This is a genomic window from Pedobacter sp. MR22-3, assembly GCF_026240075.1.
Lineage (GTDB): Bacteria > Bacteroidota > Bacteroidia > Sphingobacteriales > Sphingobacteriaceae > Pedobacter.
Genome location: NZ_JAPIVF010000001.1, coordinates 106,024 through 129,133 on the forward strand (window position 1 = coordinate 106,024; position 23,110 = coordinate 129,133).

22 protein-coding genes are annotated in these 23,110 nt (G+C 39.3%); 13 read left to right on the forward strand and 9 right to left on the reverse strand.

The genetic code is table 11. The features are described from left to right. Window positions 1-120: 120 nt before the first annotated feature. Both OQ267_RS00465 and OQ267_RS00470 read right to left on the reverse strand, forming a co-directional pair. Window positions 121-1,422, reverse strand: a complete 1,302-nt coding sequence (locus OQ267_RS00465; protein ID WP_265834501.1) for an HAD-IB family phosphatase — start codon at window positions 1,420-1,422, stop codon at window positions 121-123. Continuing rightward, entirely contained in the window at window positions 1,422-2,384 is a 963-nt protein-coding gene (locus OQ267_RS00470) for an NAD-dependent epimerase/dehydratase family protein (RefSeq protein WP_265834502.1), read from the reverse strand. Before OQ267_RS00470 ends, OQ267_RS00465 begins: the two co-directional genes overlap by 1 nt. Window positions 2,385-2,455: 71 nt before the next feature. Between OQ267_RS00470 and OQ267_RS00475 the strand changes: the two genes are divergently transcribed. Further along, on the forward strand, window positions 2,456-3,637 hold the full coding sequence (locus OQ267_RS00475) for a formimidoylglutamase (RefSeq protein ID WP_265834503.1): 1,182 nt from the start codon (window positions 2,456-2,458) through the stop codon (window positions 3,635-3,637). A 71-nt stretch (window positions 3,638-3,708) separates the two neighbouring features. Continuing rightward, window positions 3,709-4,854 (forward strand): TlpA disulfide reductase family protein, encoded by a 1,146-nt coding sequence (locus tag OQ267_RS00480; protein WP_265834504.1) that lies wholly within the window; start codon window positions 3,709-3,711, stop codon window positions 4,852-4,854. Between the two features lie 82 nt (window positions 4,855-4,936). Here the strand turns inward: OQ267_RS00480 and purD are convergent, their stop codons facing one another. The 5 genes from purD to dcd all read right to left on the reverse strand — a co-directional run bounded on the left by purD (window position 4,937) and on the right by dcd (window position 11,536). Beyond that, entirely contained in the window at window positions 4,937-6,208 is a 1,272-nt protein-coding gene (gene purD / locus OQ267_RS00485) for a phosphoribosylamine--glycine ligase (protein WP_265834505.1), read from the reverse strand. A 169-nt stretch (window positions 6,209-6,377) separates the two neighbouring features. Continuing rightward, the gene (locus OQ267_RS00490) at window positions 6,378-7,259 is read right to left on the reverse strand and encodes an SDR family oxidoreductase (protein ID WP_265834506.1); all 882 of its coding nucleotides are present in this window, start codon (window positions 7,257-7,259) and stop codon (window positions 6,378-6,380) included. Window positions 7,260-7,388: 129 nt separating this feature from the next. Continuing rightward, window positions 7,389-8,150: an enoyl-CoA hydratase/isomerase family protein gene (locus tag OQ267_RS00495; RefSeq protein WP_265834507.1), complete on the reverse strand. Its 762-nt coding sequence runs from the start codon at window positions 8,148-8,150 to the stop codon at window positions 7,389-7,391. 81 nt (window positions 8,151-8,231) lie between these two features. After that, complete coding sequence (locus tag OQ267_RS00500) at window positions 8,232-10,919, reverse strand: TonB-dependent receptor plug domain-containing protein (RefSeq protein WP_265834508.1); 2,688 nt, start codon at window positions 10,917-10,919, stop codon at window positions 8,232-8,234. 80 nt (window positions 10,920-10,999) lie between these two features. Further along, window positions 11,000-11,536: a dCTP deaminase gene (gene dcd / locus OQ267_RS00505; RefSeq protein ID WP_088299623.1), complete on the reverse strand. Its 537-nt coding sequence runs from the start codon at window positions 11,534-11,536 to the stop codon at window positions 11,000-11,002. Between the two features lie 72 nt (window positions 11,537-11,608). Between dcd and OQ267_RS00510 the strand changes: the two genes are divergently transcribed. From OQ267_RS00510 to OQ267_RS22410, 5 genes are all read left to right on the forward strand, one after another. Beyond that, window positions 11,609-12,256, forward strand: coding sequence for a 4'-phosphopantetheinyl transferase family protein (locus OQ267_RS00510; RefSeq protein ID WP_265834509.1), 648 nt, complete (start codon window positions 11,609-11,611; stop codon window positions 12,254-12,256). Window positions 12,257-12,268: 12 nt separating this feature from the next. Then, on the forward strand, window positions 12,269-12,997 hold the full coding sequence (lipB, locus tag OQ267_RS00515) for a lipoyl(octanoyl) transferase LipB (RefSeq protein ID WP_088299625.1): 729 nt from the start codon (window positions 12,269-12,271) through the stop codon (window positions 12,995-12,997). Between the two features lie 130 nt (window positions 12,998-13,127). After that, window positions 13,128-13,772: an SGNH/GDSL hydrolase family protein gene (locus OQ267_RS00520; RefSeq protein WP_265834510.1), complete on the forward strand. Its 645-nt coding sequence runs from the start codon at window positions 13,128-13,130 to the stop codon at window positions 13,770-13,772. 85 nt (window positions 13,773-13,857) lie between these two features. After that, a complete protein-coding gene (locus tag OQ267_RS00525; RefSeq protein ID WP_265819147.1) occupies window positions 13,858-14,373 on the forward strand; it encodes a DUF5684 domain-containing protein in 516 nt (171 codons plus the stop codon). A gap of 15 nt (window positions 14,374-14,388) precedes the next feature. Then, window positions 14,389-14,709 (forward strand): DUF2752 domain-containing protein, encoded by a 321-nt coding sequence (locus tag OQ267_RS22410; protein ID WP_265834511.1) that lies wholly within the window; start codon window positions 14,389-14,391, stop codon window positions 14,707-14,709. 5 nt (window positions 14,710-14,714) lie between these two features. Here the strand turns inward: OQ267_RS22410 and OQ267_RS00535 are convergent, their stop codons facing one another. Then, window positions 14,715-15,458 carry an RDD family protein gene (locus OQ267_RS00535; protein ID WP_265834512.1) on the reverse strand — a complete coding sequence of 248 codons (744 nt, stop codon included), beginning with the start codon at window positions 15,456-15,458 and terminating at the stop codon, window positions 14,715-14,717. A gap of 142 nt (window positions 15,459-15,600) precedes the next feature. Here OQ267_RS00535 and OQ267_RS00540 point away from each other — a divergent pair, with 142 nt between their 5' ends. From OQ267_RS00540 to OQ267_RS00565, 6 genes are read left to right on the forward strand one after another with little or no spacing between them, the layout of a single operon-like run. Further along, window positions 15,601-16,563, forward strand: a complete 963-nt coding sequence (locus OQ267_RS00540) for a stage II sporulation protein M (protein WP_265834513.1) — start codon at window positions 15,601-15,603, stop codon at window positions 16,561-16,563. Next, window positions 16,556-17,431, forward strand: a complete 876-nt coding sequence (locus OQ267_RS00545; protein ID WP_088299631.1) for a hypothetical protein — start codon at window positions 16,556-16,558, stop codon at window positions 17,429-17,431. The genes OQ267_RS00540 and OQ267_RS00545 overlap by 8 nt, the downstream gene beginning before the upstream one ends. Before the next feature lies 1 nt (window position 17,432). Beyond that, a complete protein-coding gene (locus OQ267_RS00550; RefSeq protein ID WP_088299632.1) occupies window positions 17,433-18,167 on the forward strand; it encodes a DUF4129 domain-containing protein in 735 nt (244 codons plus the stop codon). After that, on the forward strand, window positions 18,164-19,354 hold the full coding sequence (locus tag OQ267_RS00555) for a DUF4350 domain-containing protein (RefSeq protein WP_088299633.1): 1,191 nt from the start codon (window positions 18,164-18,166) through the stop codon (window positions 19,352-19,354). Before OQ267_RS00550 ends, OQ267_RS00555 begins: the two co-directional genes overlap by 4 nt. Then, window positions 19,335-20,312, forward strand: a complete 978-nt coding sequence (locus OQ267_RS00560) for an AAA family ATPase (RefSeq protein WP_088299634.1) — start codon at window positions 19,335-19,337, stop codon at window positions 20,310-20,312. Before OQ267_RS00555 ends, OQ267_RS00560 begins: the two co-directional genes overlap by 20 nt. A gap of 40 nt (window positions 20,313-20,352) precedes the next feature. Next, window positions 20,353-21,699, forward strand: a complete 1,347-nt coding sequence (locus OQ267_RS00565; protein WP_265834514.1) for a DUF58 domain-containing protein — start codon at window positions 20,353-20,355, stop codon at window positions 21,697-21,699. 298 nt (window positions 21,700-21,997) lie between these two features. On the opposite strand, the gene OQ267_RS00570 is transcribed toward OQ267_RS00565, so the two are convergent. Continuing rightward, a complete protein-coding gene (locus tag OQ267_RS00570) occupies window positions 21,998-23,056 on the reverse strand; it encodes a nucleoid-associated protein (RefSeq protein ID WP_265819153.1) in 1,059 nt (352 codons plus the stop codon). Window positions 23,057-23,110 lie beyond the last annotated feature (54 nt).

Sequence of the window (23,110 nt, forward strand, 5' to 3'; positions counted from 1 at the left end):
TGTGAAGCAATCTATTCAGAAGAAAAGATTGCTTCTTCGTTCCTCCTCGCAATGACGATTTTTAGTTTCAGCTTTGACAAATTCTTTCTTAAGCCATAATTAGCAAAACATGAAACTACCCTAATACAACACCCTGAATTTTATAGTATGTTCAATTTTCTTAAGCGATTTAAATAATTGTTTATCATATTGGGCATTGATATCGGTAATGGCATATCCGATTTCCGGATTGGTCATTAAAAACTGTCCGACAATATTAATATCGTGTTTTGCGAAAACCGTATTGATCTGCGCCATAATCCCGGGAACATTTTTATGGATATGGATTAAACGATGGGATTTATCAATTTTCGGCAACTGTAAATTAGGAAAATTGCTACTGAGATAAGTTGCCCCGGTGTTCATGAAATCTGCCACCCGTTTAGGGATAAAATCGATATTGCGTGGATTATTTTTAGGATCATCAAATACCACAATACCCTGCCTGGTACAAACATCAAAATCTATCTTGTTTTTCGCACTGCCTAAATATCCAATAGTTTTGAGTTTAACAGCGTCCCTCAACTGTTCTTTAGTCAGCCTTTCGCCATTTGCCAGGATCATCATCCCCACATCTTTCACATACTTTTCTTCAAAAGATGTTTTCTGCCGGATAGAAAGTCCGTCATTCTTTAAGATGGTAATGGTTGCCGGATCAACATCCCCGATAACCAGGCAAAGGATTCTGTTTTTTGGATAAGAAATTGCACGGGGCAAATCGTTAACATATAAAAACTCGTCGAAACTTGGTGTTACATGATCCGCTTTTGCCACGATACTTTCACGGGCGATATTCTCAGTAAAGGCAAAGAATTTATTAATCAGCCCGCTTTCCCGCAATTGAAAATCGGAGTAGCCATCGCCAATGCCAAACAACATACCTTCTAATTTCAGATGCTGCAACAACTTTACCTTCCCTCCTTCTTCACTTAAAGGGTTGGCATGATCGTAGTCAATAATTTTTCCGTCACCTGTAGTTACAAAGGTATTGGCATAAATATTTTCCTTTTTGATATGGTACTGACTTACCACCGGCGTGATGAACTCTTTAAAACCACCAGAAACGATTAGTACATCATCAGCATGCTTTTTAAAAAATTCGGCATTGCGGGAAAAAGACGTAGATACTTTTTTCTTCAGGTGTTTGATCAGCAATTTAAGGTGCTCTTCATTGGCTTCCAAAAGCTTTACGCGTTGTGCCAGGCTTTCTGAAAACGACAGTTTTCCTTCCATAGCAAAATTAGTATAATCTTCTATTTTTTGGAAAATAGCCTCTTTATCCGGGTGGTTCTTTAAAGAGATCCTGGCGAGTTCATCTAATGCTTCTACCTGGGTAAAAGTGCTGTCAAAATCGATAATGTAGTATGCTTTCTGTTTAGGCATTATTTTAAAGATTGGGTAATTTCAGTGATGATCTGGTTTACAGGTTTGAAATGTATGCCGGTTTGCTGCACCACTTTATGATTATCATAATAACTTAATGTTATGCTGCTGCTGGCGGTATCTTTGGTAATAGATGGTTCCTGCCTGGTAAATACGGATACCAGACGGAGCGCTCTCCAGGCCAGGCCAAGCATCCATGGCTTAGCTTCCTTAGCAGGAGGCTTTACGCCAAAACCCTGTGCAATCTGCGTAAATAATTCCTGGTAATGCATATTGCCAGAAGAGATAATGAAACGTTCGCCGGAAACTTCAGCAGCCATTAACAAGATCATCGATTGCGCTACATCTTCTACATCTACAAAACCTGATGCACCATTGGTATAAAAAGGAAACCCCTCCTTTACCAGTTTAAAGATAGCGCCGCTGCCTTCGAAACCTGCATTTTTCCCCATAATTACAGAAGGATTGACGATTACAGCATCAAGTCCTTCGTTAATGCCCCGCCACACCTCCATTTCACTTTCATATTTGGAAAGCCCGTAAGCATGTGTTTTGGAATCATATGCCCAGAAATCCTGTTCAGCAATCTGCTTTCCCTTTTTGGCAATACCTAAAGCTGCAACGGAGCTGACGTGCAACAGCCGGCACTTATTCTCCATACAAAGATTGACCACATTTGAAGTACCATCTATATTAACATGAAAGAGTTGCTTTTTATGTTTCGAATTAAGTGATACAAATGCAGCGCAGTGGTAAACCTGGGTAATACCTGAAAATGCCTCCTCAAGGGTAGATGGCTCATTGATATCTGCTGTAAACCATTCAACCCTTACATTTTCTTTTAGTGAATCAGGAATTTTAGACTTTTCTCTTCTCAAAGCACGAACAGCCAACCCCTGATGGGTTAACTGTTTGATTAATTCGGCGCCTAAAAATCCTGTTCCTCCGGTTACCAGTATCATTTTATTTTTTTTGAGCTATATGTGGAAATACGCATTCAAAAATAGATATTTGGGGCGAGAGTTTTAAATATATGTCGTTAACGGATTTCTTTTCCCCGGTAAACCCCGATAGTTTCACCCCCAAACAAGGTTTTTTTACCAGCCAGCTGGGATTAAAAGCACATGTTTACACCACTACCTTTCCTGATGTTGAAGCACAGACCTATGATTTAGCCATTATTGGTGTGCTTGATGGAAGAGGGGCAGTAGACAATGAAGGTTGTGCCCTGGCACCTGATTATTTCAGGGAGAAATTCTACAAATTAAACGAAGGTGCATTTGCCAGCAAAATAGTTGATTTGGGCAACATTAAACATGGTGCAACCATCGCCGACACCTATATTGCCATTAAAATGGTCGTTTCCGAGTTGATCAAAAAGGATATTATTCCTGTTATTATTGGTGGCGGGCAGGATTTAACCTATGCGCAATATTTAGGTTACGAAGACCTGGAGCAAAAGGTAGACCTGGTGGTGATTGATAATCAATTCGACATTGGTGATGATGAAAGTGAGGGCATTGAAACCCGCTCTGATTGCTATCTCAATAAGATTTTTCTACATCAGCCTAACTTTTTATTTAACTACAGCAATATAGGTTATCAAACTTACTTTGTTAATCAGGAAAGCCTAAGTGTGATGGACAAATTATATTTCGATGTACACCGTTTAGGTGAATTTGCCCAGGACATTACTTTAACTGAACCGATTATCCGCAATGCGAACATGATCAGTTTTGATTTGGGTGCCATACGCTCTGCCGATGCGGCAGCCAATGCGAACGCCACGCCAAATGGCTTTGATGGTGAGGAAGCCTGCCGGATTTCGCGTTATGCAGGCATGAACGATAAGCTCACCTCTATTGGCTTTTATGAATTTAATCCGGCCTACGACAATAACGGACAGACGGCCTTTTTACTGGCGCAGATGGTTTGGTATTTTGTAGATGGATTTTATGCCCGCAAAAAAGATTTTCCGCTTACCCCAAAATCACAATTCATGATTTACAGAACCAGCCTGAAAGATGGCTCGGGTGAAATGATGTTTGTGAAGAGCAAAAAATCCGACCGCTGGTGGATGCAGGTACCCTATCCATCGGGCCAATCTAAAAATGAACGCTATCATTTAGTGCCATGCCGCTATGATGATTACCAAACTGCAGTAAACGGAGAAATGCCCGATTTATGGTGGAGAACCTATCAAAAGCTATCATAATTTTATTTACCCCTTTTCGTTTAAAGAATACAATATCACTATATTTGAATTCAGTTGAACCAAATTAACTTATGAAAAAAATACTATTTTCTGCGATGGCATTATTGCCACTGGCAGCACTTGCGCAAAAACCATTTGCGTTGAATGGCGAAATTAAAAGCCTGAAAACCGGCGATAAAATCTATTTGATTTATCAGAATGACGGCAAAAACATTACCGATTCTACTACGGTAACCAATGGTGCTTTTGCATTTAAGGGAACAGTTGCCAGCCCGGCACAAGGAAGTTTATATCTGAATAAGAACCCTTATGTTAACCGTCCGGCACAAGGTGAAAAACTAGATGGTTTATCTATCTATGTAGAACCAGGAAACATCAAGCTAGCTGCTGCAGATTCTCTAAAAAACGCAACCATCAGTGGTTCGCCTGTTAATGATGATGCAAAGAAATTAAAGGCATTGACAAAGCCCGTGAATGATCAGCTGATGGCGATTAATGCAGAATACAATGGCTATACTGCTGAAGAAAAACAGAACAAAGAAAAAATGGAAGCTTTAAGCGCCCGCTATGATAAAGCAGCTGCAGGCTTAACACCACTTTTATTACAGTTTGCAAATGCAAATCCAAAATCATATATCAGTTTAAGTGCCATCGGTCAATTATCTGGCGACCCTGATCAGGCAGCCGCCGCAGAGAAGGCATTTTCTACTTTATCACCAGAATTAAAATCAAGCCCTGCCGGTAAAAAACTTACACAGTTATTTGAAGCTGGAAGAAAAACTGCTGTTGGTGCAATGGCGATGGATTTTACACAAGCAGATACTGCCGGCAAACCGGTGAAATTATCAGATTTTAAAGGTAAATACGTACTGGTTGATTTTTGGGCATCATGGTGTGGTCCTTGTCGTCAGGAAAATCCAAATGTAGTAGCTGCTTACAATAAATTCAAGGATAAAGGATTTACTGTTTTGGGCGTTTCATTAGATCGTCCAGGCAAAAAAGAAGCCTGGTTAAAGGCCATTGCTGACGATAAACTAGCCTGGACTCAGGTATCAGATTTAAAATTCTGGGATAACGAGGTGGCTAAAATGTATGGCATTCAATCCATTCCGGCAAACTTCCTGATTGATCCTACTGGAAAAATTATAGCAAAAGGATTAAGAGAGCAGGCCTTACAGGATAAGCTTCAGGAATTACTGGGAAGCAAGTCTAAATAAGTTTTTCGGCTTCAAAACTAACCCCAACTACACAGATTTAAATTGAATGACCTGGGTAGTTGGGGTATTTTATTTTAAAGGGTTAAACTAAATCGAATCCGATATCTTCCCTGAAATATTTCCCGTCAAAGTAAATTCTACCGGCATCAGCAGTGGCTGATTGTAAAGCAGTAAATAAATCTTCCTGCAAGCTGGTAATGGCAATTACCCTGCCGCCATTCGTTTTTACGACATCGTTATCTAAAAGCGTTCCAGCATGAAAAGCAGTGGAATGACGTAGGTTTTCAATGCCGCTGATGGCTTTGCCTTTTAAATATTCTCCAGGATAGCCACCGGCAACAATCATTACAGTTGCAGCCGTTTGCCCGGAAATAATCAGATCAACCTGGTTTAACTGTTTGTTGGCCGTTGCCAGGAATAGTTCTACTAAATCATTCTCAATGCGGGGAATAACACTTTCGGTTTCCGGATCTCCCATGCGGGCATTGTATTCAATTACAAATGGATCATCACCTACTTTAATTAATCCGAAGAAAATAAAGCCTGTATAATCGATATGATCCTTTCTTAAGCCTTCAACAGTAGGCTTGATAATGCGTTCTTCAACTTTTTGCAGAAAATCAGGCGTGGCAAATGGAACGGGAGAAACTGAGCCCATACCACCTGTATTTAAGCCGGTATCAGCCAGGCCAATTCTTTTATAATCTTTCGCTGAAGGCAGGGTGATATAATGTTCGCCATCGCTTAAAATAAATACGGAGAGTTCAATGCCGCTTAGAAATTCTTCGATCACAACAGTTGCACCGGCAGCACCAAATTTACCACCAAGCATTAATTTTAACTCTTCCTGAGCTTCAACTGTTTCTGTGCAAATCAGAACCCCTTTACCCGCAGCCAAACCATCGGCCTTTAAAACCACAGGCAATGCATGCGTTTCCAGGTAGGCTAAACCTTCTGCTAAAGTTTGGGGGGTAAAAGATTTTGAAGCGGCCGTTGGAATACCATGGCGCTCCATAAATTGCTTAGAAAAATCTTTGCTTCCTTCTAAAATTGCACCTTCCTTTTTAGGCCCGATAACCGGGATATGTGCAATGGCCTGATCAGCCAGGAAGAAGTCATGAATACCATTTACCAAAGGTTCTTCCGGACCAACTACCACCAATCCGATGTTTTCAGTCAGAACAATCTTTTTTATGGCATCAAAATCATTTACGTTGATGTTGATATTAGTACCATAAATTCCGGTACCACCGTTTCCGGGTGCAATAATTAATTTATCGCAGTGCGCAGACTGGCTCATTTTCCAGGCAAATGCACTTTCTCTGCCGCCTGAACCTAAAAGTAAGATATTCATATGGGCAAAGATAATATTTTAGCAGCAAGATGTGCGTATCAGTATATGAGTATAAAGTATTAAGATTTAAGTATCGGGAGGTAAGTATTTAGTCCATTTTTCCGAAATCAGATCTCTTCCTCACCACACATAAAAATAAACTTTCAGCTTTTCGCTTTAGTCATAAAGCTTAACTTCCTTTAGCGCTTCTGGTCATTTGTTCCAGCATGTCCCACATTTCATTTGGAATGGCTTCCAGGCCGTTCATTTGTCCGGCACCCTGAAGCCATTCACCACCATCAATAGTAATCACTTCCCCATTAATATAGCCAGAAAAATCACTGACCAGGAAGGCAGCAAGATTAGCCAGTTCCTGATGTTCCCCTACCCTTTTAAGTGGTACCCTGTTTTTAAAATCAAACTTTTTAGCTAAATCGCCAGGCAACAATCTTTCCCATGCGCCCTTTGTTGGGAATGGTCCTGGCGCAATAGCATTTGTTCTTATACCATACTTTCCCCATTCTACCGCGAGCGATCTGGTTAATGCCAAAACACCACCTTTTGCACAGGCAGAAGGCACTACATAGGCCGAACCGGTGAAGGCATAGGTGGTTACAATATTTAAAACCGTAGCCGCTTGCTTTTCTTTGATCCAGTGTTTCCCGAAAGCCAAAGTACAGTTTACGGTACCCTTTAAAACGATATCAATAATTGAGGAGAAAGCATTGGCTGACAGACGCTCTGTAGGTGAAATAAAATTTCCCGCAGCATTATTTAGTAATACATCAACAGACCCAAACCGTTCCAGTGTTTTCGCCAGTACATGATCTACCTGTTCTGTATCACGAACATCGCAGGCAACAGCTAACACCTTTCCGCCGGTTTTTTCTTCCATCTCATCAGCTGTTTTCTGCAAAACTTCCTGCTTCCGGCTGGTGATGACCAGGTTAGCACCTAACTTAAGAAAATAAATGCCCATTGCTTTCCCCAAACCTGTTCCGCCACCGGTAATGACAATGGTTTTTCCTTTTAAAGCATCTTCTCTGAGCATGGGTGAGTTGTAGTTTAACATATGAGGGTAAGTTGGTGAGGTGAGTTTTGGTGAGTTGTTTTTTGAGATTGTTTAATCGCTAAATTGTTTGCACTGGTAAATTGCCAAGGTGGGGAATCAATCATTGACACCAAACACCTCAAATCCAGGCTATTTACGCTGTAAATTGGCCAGAATGGTCTCTAAAATATGTCTTGTACCAGGTGACCACCATTGTGCCAAGATCTTTTCTAACGTAACAGATTGATCGGCAGTCATCGTTGCAATTAATTCTTCACGGATATTGAGCTTGCTTTGCGACCAGGTATTGCTTTCCTGTTCCATAAACTTTTTAATTTTCCGCTCAGCCGCAGTAAGCAGGCTTTCATTCTTAACCAGCTCATCAACCAAGCCAACCTTTAAAGCTTCTTCCGGACTAAATAACTTCCCTGTTAATAAACTGCGGGTAGCTTCTCCTTTTCCAATCCAAAAGGAATACAATTGAAAAATGCTATTCGGAACGATAATGCCTACAGGCACCTCATTCAGTCCGATGATGTATTGACCTTCAGCCATTACTCTTGCATCGCAGGCCAAAGCAATTACACAACCTCCTGCGGGGCTATGTCCACTAATTGCGGCAACCATCGGCTTTTTAAAGGCCACCAGATTTGCTGTAAATTTAAAAAAGAGTTGAAAAAATGATTTTGCTTCGGCTTCATTGTAACCATAAAGTTCCACTAAATCTAAACCTGCAGAAAAAAATGGTGCTTTTCCGGTTAAGATGACACCACCGATATTGTCATCAGCAGCAATATTTTTAAGCATATCATCCAGTTCGGAAATTAATTCCCGACCCAGTGCGTTTGATTTCCCCTTATCGAGGGTAATGGTAGCCAGACGGTCTTTTACACTTACTTTAATTGTATTCATATTAATAGTATCAGGATTTGAACATCAAGCACTGAAAAAATAAACTATGCTTGCATAATAACCAAATTTATCTATTTTTATTTATTTAACCTCATAAGTATACACTTTTCTTGCCAGATGACCGGAGGCATCTAAACCTTCAATGACCATTCGGTATGATCCGGGTTCATCAACATTGTAAAACTCAAACCTGGCTTTTCCATCCTGCTGTGCGATGACCTGAGGATTCCAATAAATAGTTGTTCTTAAATCTTTGTTATTTGTTGCATCCTCATTATATTGTGGAGAATAGAACACCCGCGAAACCGAGAATCCCTTTGGATTTAAACTTACGATTCCAGGTGCATAACGGTTGTAATTGGATGTTCCCCCGCCTCTTTTAGTGGTAATAACCAGCACACCGCCCCCGCCTTGCGAACCATAAATTACCGTGTTGCCGATACTTTTTAACAATTCTATAGATTCCACATCATTCGGAACGATATTATCCAGAAATTCGGATTCTACCCGCATACCGTCCAAAACAATTGACATGGGCGTATTCTGGCTTCTCATCAGGTATGGCACACTTCCCCTGAAAATCACCCCTGGCAAACGGCCCTGCAAACATTGCGATAAGGTAATACAGGTTGATAAATTTTCACTGGTTATGATAAAATCTGCACGACCTGCACCATTTAAATTAGCTGAATTTTTAGCCGGATTTTTCTTTTCTGTAATCGTCACTTCATCCAGTTTAATGGTTCTGCCCAATAAGCCTAAACGTGTCATTTCATTAAAGTAGTTATCGCTTTCTTTAATGTATTTCATCAGGCTGTTATTGACATTGATTTCTATATCAGGGCTGTTTTTGCTTTTTGTAACCACCTGACCTGGCACCATATCGATGTTAATATCTACAAATTTCCGCTCTGTTTTAGTGCGGGCCTGTACCACAAATTTGGTGCTGTCTCCAAAACTCAGGTGATCAAAAACAAACTTACCTTCTGCATTGGTTACCGTATCTATGATAAAAGTTGAACCTTTAGTAGCCATTAACATCACCTTTCCACCGGCAACCGGTTTGTTTCCCTTCATAATGGTACCGGATATGGCTAAAGATTTTTCTGCACCGTATGTTATGGAAGGACCAATTCCACTGATCACATTTTTCCATAAAAATCTTCTCCATCCCTGTGTGAGCAGTAAATTATCGAGTTCTTTTTGTGTAGCAACATCATCTTTTAAAAAATAATGGTTTGGTTTTTCCACATAGCCGGCAAGGTCTGAAGTTAACAGGAACGAGGTTAAAATATTGGTCTCATTGTCCTCATCAGGAGCAACTTTACTGGCATTGGTAACTGCCACAGAGAAACTGCTCACCTCGGGCTTTTGCTGATTTGTAGCATCGAACGTTACCGTTGTTTTTGCCTTTTTATTGTTTGAGACTGCTGTCGTATTTAAAGCGATATCCAGTTGATCTGCTTTATTTTTCACAAAAATCAGTCTTTCAGATACAGGCTCATTAGTAGCGGAGAAAAGGGTGAATTGTACAATGCCACTTGGTAAATTCTTCTTCAGTATGTAAGCCATCAGCACCTGTTTATCCATTTTTGCTTTAGATACATAGCATATATTTCCGGCTTGCTGTCCTACTACTTTTAACTCTGCTCCGTTAACCAAATCAGCACTTGACATAATTTTAAGGGAAACTTTTGCTGTATCTAAATTATTAATCGCAATGGCATAACCGCTTTTTTGCGCTAACGGCATTTTAATATCCTTTGAAGAACCATCGGCAAACTTGATTTTGGCGGTATATACTTTACCGGCCTGGGCATTAAAAATAAAGTTGCCCATCCCAAGGTATGTGGTTTCAAAAGCGGTGACTTCCGCCCCTTTATCATCAACGATTGTTCCTTTTACATTTTCACCGTGGCCAGCGGCATTTACCGCTTTAATGGCGATCTTCTGCGGCAAATCTTCTATTAAATTTCCACCTTCGGGCAGAAACTGAACATCAACATCATTTGAAGTAGATGTAATGGGGATTGATTTTACCACTTTCTGCTTATTATCCAGCGTAATGGTGGCTATAATTTTCCCTGATTTATTTGAATTTGCCGTTGTATTTACAAAAGTAATTACGGCATCACCATTTACATTCGTTTTTGTTTTTCCCTTTTCAACTGATTTATAATCCAGCTGTACATCATAACTTACCTCACTGTTTTTATAAGCTAAACCTACTTTATCCTCAAAATGAATGGTTGCTGTAACTTTATCCGTATTATTTTCTCTTTTGAAATCGTATTGTGTGTCAGTGAAAACCTTATTTGCCCAGCTATTTCCAATTTTTATACTTTTGTCGAAGAAAAAGGCTGTGCCGAAATTCCGCATGTAATTGGTATAAGCCCTGATGCGGTAATTGCCTTCAGAAAGCGTGTCAGCAAGTTTAAAATCCCCCCAGGTAATGCCACCCACTACAGGCAGTTTCAGCTGCTTTTTAACAGAATCTTTCTCGTTAATCAACTCTACATAAAGTATTTCACTTAAGGCTGATGGTGCCGAAGATTTGGCATCCAAAACATAGGCCTTAAACCAGATATCGTCGCCAATGGCGTAATAAGGCTTATCTAAATGAAGATGCACTTTCTCTTGCGGATATTTGTTGGTATAATCTTCCAGCTTCTTCAGTAGCTGTGTAAACGGATCATCGTCCAGTTTAAAGGCTGAAAAGCCAAGGATTATCAACAGAAAACTGAGAACGAGCCTGATGCTTAATTTCATTTTAAGAAAGCTATAATAAAAATATGCCTCAAGGTACAAAACTCAAGGCATATAATAATGAAGGTATTATGAATTTTAGCTTAGAACTTATTCTTCCACATCATACTTTCTACGGGACGGGTTGTTTTATGATTATACTTTGCATTGCCCTTTGTATTGTACATGGTTTCAATGTTTCCTTCCACTACAAAGTAGATTAATTGCCCGATGGGCATGCCGGCATAAATTTTAACCGGTTGTGCAACTGATATCTCCAAAGTCCAGGTATTGCAGAAACCAACATCCCCTTTACCAGCGGTAGCATGGATATCGATACCCAGCCGGCCGGTACTGCTTTTTCCTTCGAGAAAAGGCACATGGCTATGTGTTTCGGTATACTCCAGGGTTACCCCCAAATACAGCGTACCGGGATGGAGGATATAACCATCCTTCGGGATTTCAAAATGTTCGATCTCATTATGTGCTTTTGCATCTAAAATGCGGCTTTTGTATGTAGCCAGGTATTTGCCTAAATGAACGTCATATGAATTAGTTCCCAGGCATTCGCGTTTAAAAGGCTCAATGATAATGGTACCCTTATCAATTTCTTCCAATATCCTTTTGTCAGATAATATCATTTTTATGCGTATTTTTGGCCTAAATTATTAATAAATTAAGATAATGTTGCATGCCAATCTCCAATTTTATAGATGCCAATAGTTTATAATAAAAATCTTGATGACCATTCGGTTCTGGCCATCTGGAAAATTGAAGAAACCGAGGAAGAAATGTTGGCTGGCCTCCAACTCAAGCAACACGAACGCGATATTATTTCTTCCTTCAATAATGGCAAAAGGCTCTTGCATTGGCTAAGTACGCGGCTTTTGCTGCGGAAAATGCTCAATACAGCCGATTATATTGATTGCCAGTTCGATGAAGACGGCAAACCCTACCTGGTAAATTCTGATTATCAGATCTCATTAAGTCACTCTTATGATTATGCTGCAGTGATCATTAGTAAGGAATTTGCCGTTGGTGTAGATATTGAACTGATTAAACATAAGATTAAAAGCATTAAACATAAATTTCTGAGCGACATTGAACTTGCCCAGAAGCAAATTGGCAACAATACAGAAGGCCTCTATGTAGCCTGGTGTGCCAAAGAAGCCATCTATAAATGGCATGGCAAAAAAGGACTCGAATTTAAAAGAGATATTCATATTAAACCTTTTAAGCTAAAGGCTGAAGGAAATTTAAATGCCCTGGTGGAGTTACCGGGAGGCACCAGGGAATTAACGGTTAATTACTTTAAAACTAATGACGGTTATATGCTGGGTTATGTGGTAAACAAAGCGTAAAATTTGATAAAAATGAGTGAGTTGGAAGAAAAAGCCCTGGAAGTTAAACGGGTACCTACCCAATTTATCGATTGGGGTTTAACCGATTATCAGGATGCCTGGGACAGGCAGGAAAACCTGCTGAATAAAACGGTAGCCCTGAAAACCGAAAACAGGGTTAATGGTACGCAATTGCCTACACCTAACTACCTTATTTTTAACGAACACCCTCATGTTTATACTTTAGGTAAAAGCGGACATCCAGACAATTTATTACTGGATGAAGACGGTCTTATAGAAAAACAAGCTACTTATTATAAAATTAACCGTGGCGGAGACATTACCTATCACGGGCCCGGGCAAATTGTGGGTTATCCGATTCTTGACCTGGATAATTTTTTTACCGATATCCATTTATATCTCCGCACGCTTGAAGAAGCTGTTATTTTAACCCTAAAAGATTATGGTATTGAATCTGGTCGCTACCCGGGCTATACCGGTGTATGGTTGGATGCAGACAATGAAAAAGCACGAAAAATTTGCGCAATGGGCGTTCGTTGTAGTCGCTGGGTAACCATGCACGGCTTTGCCTTTAATGTAAATGTAGACCTGGATTATTTTAAGAACATTGTACCCTGTGGTATTGATGATAAAGCAGTGACATCTTTAGAAAAAGAACTGGGCTATAAATTGGATATGGAAGCGGTAAAGGGTAAATTGAAGCAGCACATTGCTGATCTTTTTAAAATGAAACTCATATAACTACATCCAAAAACAATCCTGATCATTTCAAAACCCCTGTAATTGGTTTTGCGTACATAAGAGCATGAAAGTTTTGTTTTCGGTTATTTTATTTTCTTTGCTAACTTGGGCTAGCACTACAAAAAAAAGCATGTTATCTACTGATCAAACCACGCCTGTACCTAAAGAAAAACTATCCTACCTGGCCCTGGGTGATTCCTATACCATTGGCGAAGCTGTGGCACCACAGGAATCCTTTCCTTTTCAGCTACAAGACTTATTAAGCGCAAAAAATTTAGATGTATCATCTCCAAGAATTATTGCCACAACGGGCTGGACTACCGATGAACTGCAAAGCGCCATTAAGCAGGCTGATATTCAAAAAAAATATGACTTCGTTACGCTATTAATCGGGGTGAATAATCAATATAGAGGTTACCCGATTGAGCGTTATAAAGAAGAGTTCTCCGCATTGTTACAAAACACAATTGTTTTTGCCAGCGGGAGAAAAGATCGTGTTTTTGTGGTTTCTATCCCCGATTGGGGTAGTACTCCTTTTGGAAAAGGTTCAGGTAAAGACATTAACACCATTGCTAAAGAAATTGATGCATTTAATGCCGTTAATCAATCTATCGCGCTGGCGGCTGGCGTGAGTTATACCGATATTACACCTGCTTCAAGAAATGCAGCTACAGATTTAGGGCTCGTAGCTAAAGATGGCTTACATCCCAGTGGTAAAATGTATGCCAGCTGGGCTGCTGAATTATCCCCAAAGGTTTTAAAAGCACTGGACTAATCAGACAAATAGTTAGGTAATTGTAAATAAAAATTTTACTTTAGTTTAACTATTTAAATCTAAAACCTTAAAAAAACAGAAAATTATGAATGAGTATGAAGCAAGCGGAATAGCCGCGGGAATTGGTACGGGTATGGTCATCTTATACCTGGCGATTATTGTACTATGGGTGGTTGGTATGTGGAAAGTATTTGAGAAAGCCGGGAAACCTGGCTGGGCGGCAATCATTCCGATTTACAATTTTATTGTAATGATTGAAATTGTTGGAAAACCAATGATCTGGGTGCTTTGGTTAATCCTTCCTTGTGTAAATTTTGTTTTTATCGTATGGCTATACAATTTGGTAAGCAAAAGCTTTGGTAAATCAGAAGGCTTTACTGTTGGAATGCTTCTATTTCCATACATTTTCTGGCCAATTTTAGGTTTTGGAGATGCTAAATACTTAGGCCCATCTGCAGCTGAAGCGCAAAACGGTGGTTTCGGAAACAATCCTTTCAATAACCCGAACAACCCGTTTAATACTCCAAATAATCCGTTCAACAACCCTAATGATCCTTTCGGGAATAAACAAAATCCGAATGATGGTCAGGGTAATGTTTAAACTCAATTGATTACAATGACATTTATATTTTGCAGCTCAATCAGCTTTTTTGATTGGCTGCAAAATCATTTATTAACCTGCCCTTTTAAAGCACTGACGGGAATTGATTGCCCCGGATGTGGTTTTCAACGATCATTGATTGCATTGTGCAAAGGTGACTTTGAAACCAGCTGGATGCTTTATCCTCCAACGATTCCACTAATATTTCTTTTCCTGACAGCCGGAATATTGTATAAATTTCCGGTCAAACATCAATCATTGGTGCTTAAAACACTTATGCTGATTGTAGGGAATTTCGTTATGATTTCTTATATCTACAAAATGTTTATCCAATAAGCTGGTTAAACACTCATGTTTGAAGTCAGGTGGCTATAATCCTTTAACACCGTTTCCAGGAATTGCAATTCATTCATCCCGGTAGGGATATTAACCAGAATATGTGCTTTGGTTTTGGCAGCCATAGTATAAATCAGCTCAGGGTTTCCGGTTTGGTAATAACTGGTTAACACCTCATGAACTAATTCTATATCACGATCGTTCAGGTGGAGCACTTCTTTAAAAACAGGCTGATATTCATCAGGCAGGCTAAAATTGAATGCCACATTCTGAATTTCGGTGCGGGGTTTCGTTTTAATAAGTGTGGTTTTTGCCAGAATATCCCCAACGCGCTGGTGATTTTTAGTGACTACCACAGCAATCAGCGCCACTACTCCCCAACCGAAAGGAATGCCAAAATCGACCATCCTGAATAACCACCTTAGAAGATACTGCCCAAAGGTAGGTTGGCTACCATCCAAGCTGATGACTTTTATTTTCAATGCCTTTTTACCGAAGGTTTGTCCGTTCATGAACAGTTCGCAAACCAAATCGTAAAAAACAATCATCACTACATATAAAATCAGTACGACATATAAACCAGTTGACGACAGGCTGAAAGCTGCAATTAACCCGATAATGGTTGCCAGAAAATAAAGTACCGCAAAACCAGCCAGATCAATACACCGTGCAGCAATCCGTTCGCCCAAACCGGCAATTTCATATTCAATATCTATATTCTGGGCGGTACTGATTTTGATGGTATCCATATTTCAAACATAATTTTTTTTAAGGATAAATGTGCTTAACTGCAATCAGTTTTTTTCTATTGCGGCAAACTAATGTTATGGATCGCTTTTTGTATCTGTTAAAATTTAACTATTTTAACCCGGGATTTGGATAGCCATTTAAATGAGAGAAGCATTATTTGTTAAACAGCATACAGAAAAATGGAAACGCTTTGAAGCGACACAACATGCCAATCCTGATGAAATGGCCAATCAGTTTATAGAAATAACCAATGATCTGGCTTATGCTAAAACATTTTACCCCAACTCTAAAACAACAGCTTATTTAAACGGGCTGGCCTCCAAACTGCATCAGTCGGTTTATAAAAACAAGAAAGAAAAATCAACCCGATTCTTCCATTTCTGGAAAACAGAACTTCCGCTTATCTTTTTCCTTCATAGAAAACAGATTCTGTATGCCCTGGTCTTTTTTTTAATTTCATGTACCATTGGTGCCTTATCTGCTAAATATGATGATACTTTTGTACGCCTGATTATGGGCGATGGTTATGTAAACATGACCAATGAAAATATTGCAAAAGGTGATCCCTTTGGGGTTTACAAACAGCAAAATGAATTCCTGATGTTTTTACAAATAGGCGCAAATAATATTTATGTTGCGCTTTACACCTTTGTACTGGGCATTATTTTTTCATTCGGATCTGTTGTTTCCTTATTTAGAAACGGCATTATGCTGGGTTCATTCCAATATTTCTTTTTTAGCAAAGGACTGGGTTTACAGTCGGTACTGGTGATCTGGATTCATGGAACCCTGGAAATTTCTGCCATCGTTCTGGCAGGAGCTGCCGGCCTGGTTTTGGGAAATAGTTTTCTCTTCCCTAAAACCTATACCAGAATGGAATCTACCTTAAAAGGTGCAAAAAATGGATTAAAAATGGTACTGGGCCTGATCCCAATCTTTATTGTAGCCGCCTTTTTTGAAAGTTTTGTGACCCGCCATACCGAAATGCCAATGGCCATCAGCCTGATGATTTTGTTATCATCAGCTACATTTATCATCTGGTATGTTTTTATCTATCCATCAAAAATTAATCATAAACAAACGCTAATCAACTCATATGACTGAAAATATTGAATTTAAAAAACGAAGGGATTTTGGTCAGGTTATTAATGATACCTTCACCTTTATGCGGCAAAATTTTAAGCCACTGATTAAAACTTATTTTATCTTTTGCGGGCTGTTTGTGCTGGCCAGCATGTCTACCATGTTAATGCAGCAATATAAAACGGTTAACGTAATCAACACCATGGGTACGGGAGCTAGTTCGCCCGGACTCGGACTGTACGGAATTGAATATTTCCTTTCTATAATTTTTTCATTAGCCAGTTACGCCAGCATGACGGTGGCTATTCTTTCTTACCTTGCTATTTATGTACAAAAGGGGAATCAAACACCCACTACGGAAGAAGTTTGGGGATTCTTCAAATATTATTTCTGGAGGGTTTTTGGCAGTTCCATTTTACTCTTGCTGATGGTGCTGGTAGGCTTTATCTTTTGCCTCGTTCCTGGTTTTTACCTTTTCCCGTTTGTGGCCCTGATGTTTCCGATTATGGTGATTGAGAATGCCTCTTTATCTTATGCTTTCGGCAGGAGCTTTAAACTCATCAAAGATCATTTCTGGATTACTTTCGGAACTTTAATTGTGGTGTGGATTATTATTTACGCCTGTATGAGTATGATTGTATTGCCCACCACACTATTTGGTATGATCGGAATGTTTTCCAGTAAAGGAGTACACATGTCATTAACCTTAACCCTGATCAGTACTGTACTGCAGTCACTTTGCCAGGTATTTACGATTGTGCCCGTGATTACCATTACCCTCATGTATTTTAATTTAATTGAGGAAAAAGAAAATGTAGGTTTAATGGAAAGAATCTCAAATTTCGGAACTTCAGAAAAACCAATTGATACCCGCCCAGAAGAATACTAAAATGTCGAAATTTCTGCTCCATTATCTTCTTATTGGCTTACTCTTTTTTATGCCGGTCATCAGCAAAGCCCAGGCTCATGCTGCTAAACCAAAGCAGGAGAAACAGGAGATGAAAATCGATAGCAGCCAGATTACGCCATCGAAGTTCGACAAACGTGCCATCAGCGATTACAAAGAGCAAAAGGAATTTCAGTATGATCAGATTGAAGGCCAGCAACTCTCGCTTTGGGAAAGATTCTGGATGTGGTTCTGGAAAATGATCAGCAAAATATTTGTTGGCGCAGCATCTAATTCAGTGTCAAAATATTTCTTTATTAGCCTGGGTATTGCCTTACTGGCTTTTCTGGTTATTAAAATGATCGGTGCAAAAAATATCTTCAGCAAAAAACCGCTGGAAACCATTTTACCATACGACGTTTTAAACGAAAATATTCATGAAATAGATTACGATAAAGAACTACATCGCTTAATAAGCGAGGGTAAATTCCGGCTTGCCGTGAGGTTGCTGTATTTAAGGGCTTTAAAAAAATTGAGTGATGCCCAGCTGATTCAATGGCAACCAGATAAAACCAATTACAATTATTTAACGGAAATCAGCAAACCGGAACTAAAGAATGATTTTAGCCAGTTAACCCTTCAGTTTGATTACATCTGGTATGGAGATTTCCCCATAGACGAACAAAAATTTGAGCCGATAAAGCAATCATTTAACCATTTTAACAACCAGATAAAATGAGGAGCTTTAAAATTTACTTCGCGCTCGGATTAATACTGATTTTTGCCTATTTAATGGCGCAGTACAATAAGCCCGTACCTACCAATTGGGAGCCAACCTATCTTTCTACTGATAAAATCCCTTACGGCACTTATATTCTTCACCATAGAATAAAGGACATCATCCCCAATGCGAGTGTAAAGGCAACGCAGCAGACCATATACAATACCCTTAAAAACAGCCGGTATAATCAATCTGCCTATATCATTGTAGCACAAAATGTGAATTTCGAAAAATATGAGTTCGAACAGATCAAAAAATATATGCAGGCCGGGAATGATTTGTTTATTGCCAGTTATGATTTTGGAAAACTCGAAAAATTCTTAAATTTCAATACTGCCGGCACCATCTCCAGAAATGGCAGTGCGCTAAATTTCACCAACCCTAATTTGAAAACCGACGCCAGTTATGGCTTTGAACGCGGTATAGGTACGCAGTATTTTGGCAATATTGATGCAAAGCAAACGATAGTTTTAGGCGTTAATGCCAGTCAGCAACCTAATTTTATCCGCTTTAACTTTGGTAAGGGATCACTGTTTCTGATTGCAGAACCCGGGTTTTATACAAATTTTGTATTGCTGGATAAATATGGTGCAGAGTATAGTGCGAAGACACTGAGTTATCTTCAAAAAAGGAAAACAGTCATTCTGGATGAATATTTCTCTGCAAAGAAAACTGAAACTACTGATGTTTTAAGGGTATTTTTTGCACATCCCGAATTGAAGTGGGCTTATTACCTGACCATCTTCAGCCTGATTATTTTTGTACTTTTTGAAATCAAACGCAAACAACGCATTATTCCTGTTGTAGATCCGATGACAAATACATCAGTTGAATTTGTAAACGTAGTAGGCAGTGTTTACTACCATGAAAGAAACAATCAGGATATTGCCATGAAGAAAATGAATTACTTTCTGGAATATTTACGATCCAGGTATTATATCAAAACGAATGAAATTGATGCGAATTTCGCTAAGCTGATGATGGAGAAAACAGGCATCAATGAACCATTGGCTAAAACCCTAACCCGGTATATGATGAATATGCCTGCCATGGCGAATTTAAGCGACCATGAACTTATTAATTTAAACCAAAGTATAGAACAGTTTTATCAAAATACGCAACGCAATGGAGCAGGAACAATTTAACCCACGCACGGATTTAAGCGTACTAAACGCAGCAGTAGATCAAATCAGAAATGTGTTGGGCAATATCATCGTCGGACAGAAGCAAGTAATCGACTTTCTGATTGTTGGCCTACTGGCTGATGGACATATCCTGATTGAAGGCGTGCCGGGAGTGGCCAAAACATTGAGCGCAAAGCTACTGGCCAAATCCATTGATGCACAATTTTCGCGGGTGCAGTTTACACCGGATTTAATGCCTTCAGATGTATTGGGAACACCAATATTTAACACCAAAACCGGTGACTTCGAATTTAGAAAAGGTCCGATTTTCGGAAATATCATTCTGGTGGATGAAATTAACCGTGCCCCGGCAAAAACACAATCGGCTTTGTTTGAGGTAATGGAAGAGCGGCAGGTTACCATTGATGGCGAAACTTACCTGATGGATGAACCCTTTATGGTGCTGGCTACCCAAAACCCTATCGAACAGGAAGGAACTTACCGTTTACCTGAAGCGCAGCTGGATCGGTTTTTATTTAAAATTGAAGTTAAATATCCTTCTCTGGAAGAAGAAACCGCTATTTTAATGGCGCAGCACACGTTGGTAAATAAAAGCCTGGCGGCAGATGTTAAAGCGGTTTTATCAGTCCAACAAATTCAGGACGCCAGATCCATCATCCGGAGTCTGTTTGTAGAACCGAAATTACTGGAGTTCATTGCTAAAATTGTAAATGAAACCCGGAACAATCCATCGCTATATTTGGGTGCATCGCCAAGGGCATCTTTAGCGATTGTGCATAGTGCTAAAGCACTGGCAGCCATTCAAAACCGCGATTTTGTAACACCTGACGATATTATCGCAGTAGCTGTACCTGTGCTGGCACACCGGATTTTGCTCTCACCTGAAAAAGAAATGGAAGGTTTAACTACCAGCGACATCGTTCACCAGATTATTAAAAAGATAGAGGTACCCAGGTAGTTCATAAAAAATGTTAACCGATTAAACCGTCAATCCTGTTTTGAAAAAATTCTTTCAGCAATATTATACAAACCTTTATCTGACAGACCGGCTGTTTGCGGCACTGGGATTTTGCATTATACTTTTCCTGCTGAGGTTCTTTTTCTCCTGGCTGGGCGAAATTCCAGAGATAGCATTAGGTGTGCTATTGATATTATGGTTTATCGATATCTTGATTCAGTACAGAAATTCAGAAGGGATTGAAGCGAAAAGAATCACCTCAAAACGTTTAAGCAATGGCGATGAAAATCCCGTTCAGATTGAGGTTAAAAATAAGTATGGCTTTAAAATAAAGCTTCGTGTAATAGACGAAATTCCATTTCAGTTTCAGCTGCGGAATAAAGATTTCAGACTAAGTTTGCAGCCTGGAGCCATTAAATCCATTCATTATAACCTTCGGCCTACCAAACGCGGGGAATATGATTTTGGCTTTATCAGGATTTTCATATCATCACCCATTGGTTTAATCAATCGACGGTATAATTTTGATGGTGCTAAAGTATTGCCCGTTTATCCTTCCTTTATCCATCTGGGTAAATATGAATTGATGGCTGTTTCGCGCTACCTCACAGAATTTGGCATTAAAAAAATAAGAAAAGTTGGCCAAAGCAGTGAGTTTGATCAAATCAAAAACTATGTTGGCGGAGATGATATCCGAACCATTAACTGGAAAGCTACTGCGCGAAAAAGCGCATTAATGGTGAATACTTACACCGATGAACGTGCCCAGAACATTTATTGCATGATTGATAAATCAAGGGTGATGCGCATGCCTTTTGAAGGTTTAAGCTTACTGGATTATGCCATTAACGCCAGTGTGGCACTATCTAAAGTGGCCATGCTGAAAGAAGATAAAGCAGGTTTAATTACCATATCAGAGACGATCGGAGCAATCGTTCCTGCCGACCGTAAATCTTCTCAGTTAGGCACCATCATGAATGTTTTGTATAAAGAGAAAACCCGATACCTGGAAAGCAATCTCGAAGTTTTGTATAGTTCGGTAAGGACTGTCGTGAAACAACGTGGACTACTGGTATTTTTCACCAACTTTGAAAGTTTATCCGCATTGCAAAGACAACTTCCCTATTTAAAGAGAATAGCTAAATATCACTTGCTTTTGGTGGTTTTCTTTGAAAACACGGAATTAAAAGCATTGAGTACCGAACCGGCAAAAGATATAGAGGGTATTTACCACCAAACCATTGCCGAAAAATTTATCTATGAGAAAAAGTTAATGGTTAAAGATCTGAATAAACATGGCATTCTTTCCGTACTTACACCACCGAAAAAATTGACCGTGAACGTGATTAATCAGTACCTGGCTTTGAAAGCACAACAGCGGATTTAGTCTTTAGTCAGGAGTCCTAAGCCTATTCACTGACCTGAAAGGATTACAAGTATTTTGATGTTTAGATTGCTGCTCGAAAAACTGACGAAGTTTCCAGGCACACAACCCATCAAAACTTCATCAGCCGGAATAAATTACCGACTTTCAATAGTTTAAAGATGAGGTGATGAGGTTAAAGGGTTAGGTTAATCCTTTGCTTGAATTTATTAGTCTATTTACGCCCAAAACTCCAAACGCTTAACTCCGAACGCCAAACTTATCCCGCCTGGACTCCGGACTAATGACTAAAGACTCCCTATCACTCTTCTTCTCTAAAATACACTTTATAAAAATTCATCGATTTATCATCATCGTAACCTTTTTCAATCATGTCTTTATTGCCGTGGATGTAAATGTGGAAGTTTTTATCCAGCTTAAGCACACTTTTATAGGCCCTGGCTTGCTTCTTCACGGCTGATTCTGCAATCTCGAAATGATCAGCAATGGGTGATTCAAATTCCTCTTCATAATTCTTTTTATAATTTTTGAAGGATTCAATTCCTTCAGCATTCCCAATTACTTCGTTTCCGAATTCTTCGATATCAAAAGTTTCCTTTTCCTTAAAATATTTCATGGAGCGGTTGAGGAGATCAATTTTATCGGCCTTGCTGATTTCATAATCATCATCCAGCTTCTGCGTGACAAAGTTTTTATAAACCCCCAAAACATTATTGGTTTGGTTATAACTGTCGTTCCTGATTTTTAGTTTTAAAAACTCATCCTTCCAGTATACGGCAGATTCGTTGCTGCTCTTCGATTGATCCAGAACCACTACTTTATAACCTTCTTCTTTTTCAGTATTGAAAATCAGGCAACCTTTATCCAGTTTATTGATGCTGATGGCATCTTGTTCATAGCTCATGTTAAAGCCATCATCTTTTGGAAAAACCTTTAGGTAAGTATCCTTTGTTTCTGATTTAAAAATCCCGAGTACGTCTAACTGTTCACCCTCAATCTGCACTTTTTCAAAGTAGGCCACATACATTTCTCCCGATTTTATTTTCGGGTGGTTAGCCACATCATATAAATATTTGGCCAGCTGCTGAGAATCTTCATGAAAAAGTTCGGTGTTCTCAAAAATTTCGTGTGCAAAATGATAAACCTCATTCAGGTTTAAATTATCATTAGGATGAAAGAAGTGGTAAACCTCATTTACTTTTTCAAAGGGTTTAAGAAAGTATTGCATTAACAAATTGCTCAAAACTTCATCATCTATCCTGAGCGGAGCATCAGATAATTTATAATATTCTTCAACCAGTTTATTACCGGTATGGTGAATGGAGAGTTGTTTCAGCGAAGCTTCGAAAAATGAGATCATAGCGGCAAAAATAGTAAAATCATTGGTTAACCTTCTCCGTCATCCCATCATTAT

Bases quoted from the DNA above. Each gene is read 5' to 3' on its own strand.
- OQ267_RS00465 (WP_265834501.1), bottom strand. From the start codon at position 1,422: ATGCCTAAACAGAAAGCATACTACATTATCGATTTTGACAGCACTTTT.
- OQ267_RS00470 (WP_265834502.1), bottom strand. From the start codon at position 2,384: ATGATACTGGTAACCGGAGGAACAGGATTTTTAGGCGCCGAATTAATC.
- OQ267_RS00475 (WP_265834503.1), top strand. From the start codon at position 2,456: ATGTCGTTAACGGATTTCTTTTCCCCGGTAAACCCCGATAGTTTCACC.
- OQ267_RS00480 (WP_265834504.1), top strand. From the start codon at position 3,709: ATGAAAAAAATACTATTTTCTGCGATGGCATTATTGCCACTGGCAGCA.
- purD (WP_265834505.1), bottom strand. From the start codon at position 6,208: ATGAATATCTTACTTTTAGGTTCAGGCGGCAGAGAAAGTGCATTTGCC.
- OQ267_RS00490 (WP_265834506.1), bottom strand. From the start codon at position 7,259: ATGTTAAACTACAACTCACCCATGCTCAGAGAAGATGCTTTAAAAGGA.
- OQ267_RS00495 (WP_265834507.1), bottom strand. From the start codon at position 8,150: ATGAATACAATTAAAGTAAGTGTAAAAGACCGTCTGGCTACCATTACC.
- OQ267_RS00500 (WP_265834508.1), bottom strand. From the start codon at position 10,919: ATGAAATTAAGCATCAGGCTCGTTCTCAGTTTTCTGTTGATAATCCTT.
- dcd (WP_088299623.1), bottom strand. From the start codon at position 11,536: ATGATATTATCTGACAAAAGGATATTGGAAGAAATTGATAAGGGTACC.
- OQ267_RS00510 (WP_265834509.1), top strand. From the start codon at position 11,609: ATGCCAATAGTTTATAATAAAAATCTTGATGACCATTCGGTTCTGGCC.
- lipB (WP_088299625.1), top strand. From the start codon at position 12,269: ATGAGTGAGTTGGAAGAAAAAGCCCTGGAAGTTAAACGGGTACCTACC.
- OQ267_RS00520 (WP_265834510.1), top strand. From the start codon at position 13,128: ATGTTATCTACTGATCAAACCACGCCTGTACCTAAAGAAAAACTATCC.
- OQ267_RS00525 (WP_265819147.1), top strand. From the start codon at position 13,858: ATGAATGAGTATGAAGCAAGCGGAATAGCCGCGGGAATTGGTACGGGT.
- OQ267_RS22410 (WP_265834511.1), top strand. From the start codon at position 14,389: ATGACATTTATATTTTGCAGCTCAATCAGCTTTTTTGATTGGCTGCAA.
- OQ267_RS00535 (WP_265834512.1), bottom strand. From the start codon at position 15,458: ATGGATACCATCAAAATCAGTACCGCCCAGAATATAGATATTGAATAT.
- OQ267_RS00540 (WP_265834513.1), top strand. From the start codon at position 15,601: ATGAGAGAAGCATTATTTGTTAAACAGCATACAGAAAAATGGAAACGC.
- OQ267_RS00545 (WP_088299631.1), top strand. From the start codon at position 16,556: ATGACTGAAAATATTGAATTTAAAAAACGAAGGGATTTTGGTCAGGTT.
- OQ267_RS00550 (WP_088299632.1), top strand. From the start codon at position 17,433: ATGTCGAAATTTCTGCTCCATTATCTTCTTATTGGCTTACTCTTTTTT.
- OQ267_RS00555 (WP_088299633.1), top strand. From the start codon at position 18,164: ATGAGGAGCTTTAAAATTTACTTCGCGCTCGGATTAATACTGATTTTT.
- OQ267_RS00560 (WP_088299634.1), top strand. From the start codon at position 19,335: ATGGAGCAGGAACAATTTAACCCACGCACGGATTTAAGCGTACTAAAC.
- OQ267_RS00570 (WP_265819153.1), bottom strand. From the start codon at position 23,056: ATGATCTCATTTTTCGAAGCTTCGCTGAAACAACTCTCCATTCACCAT.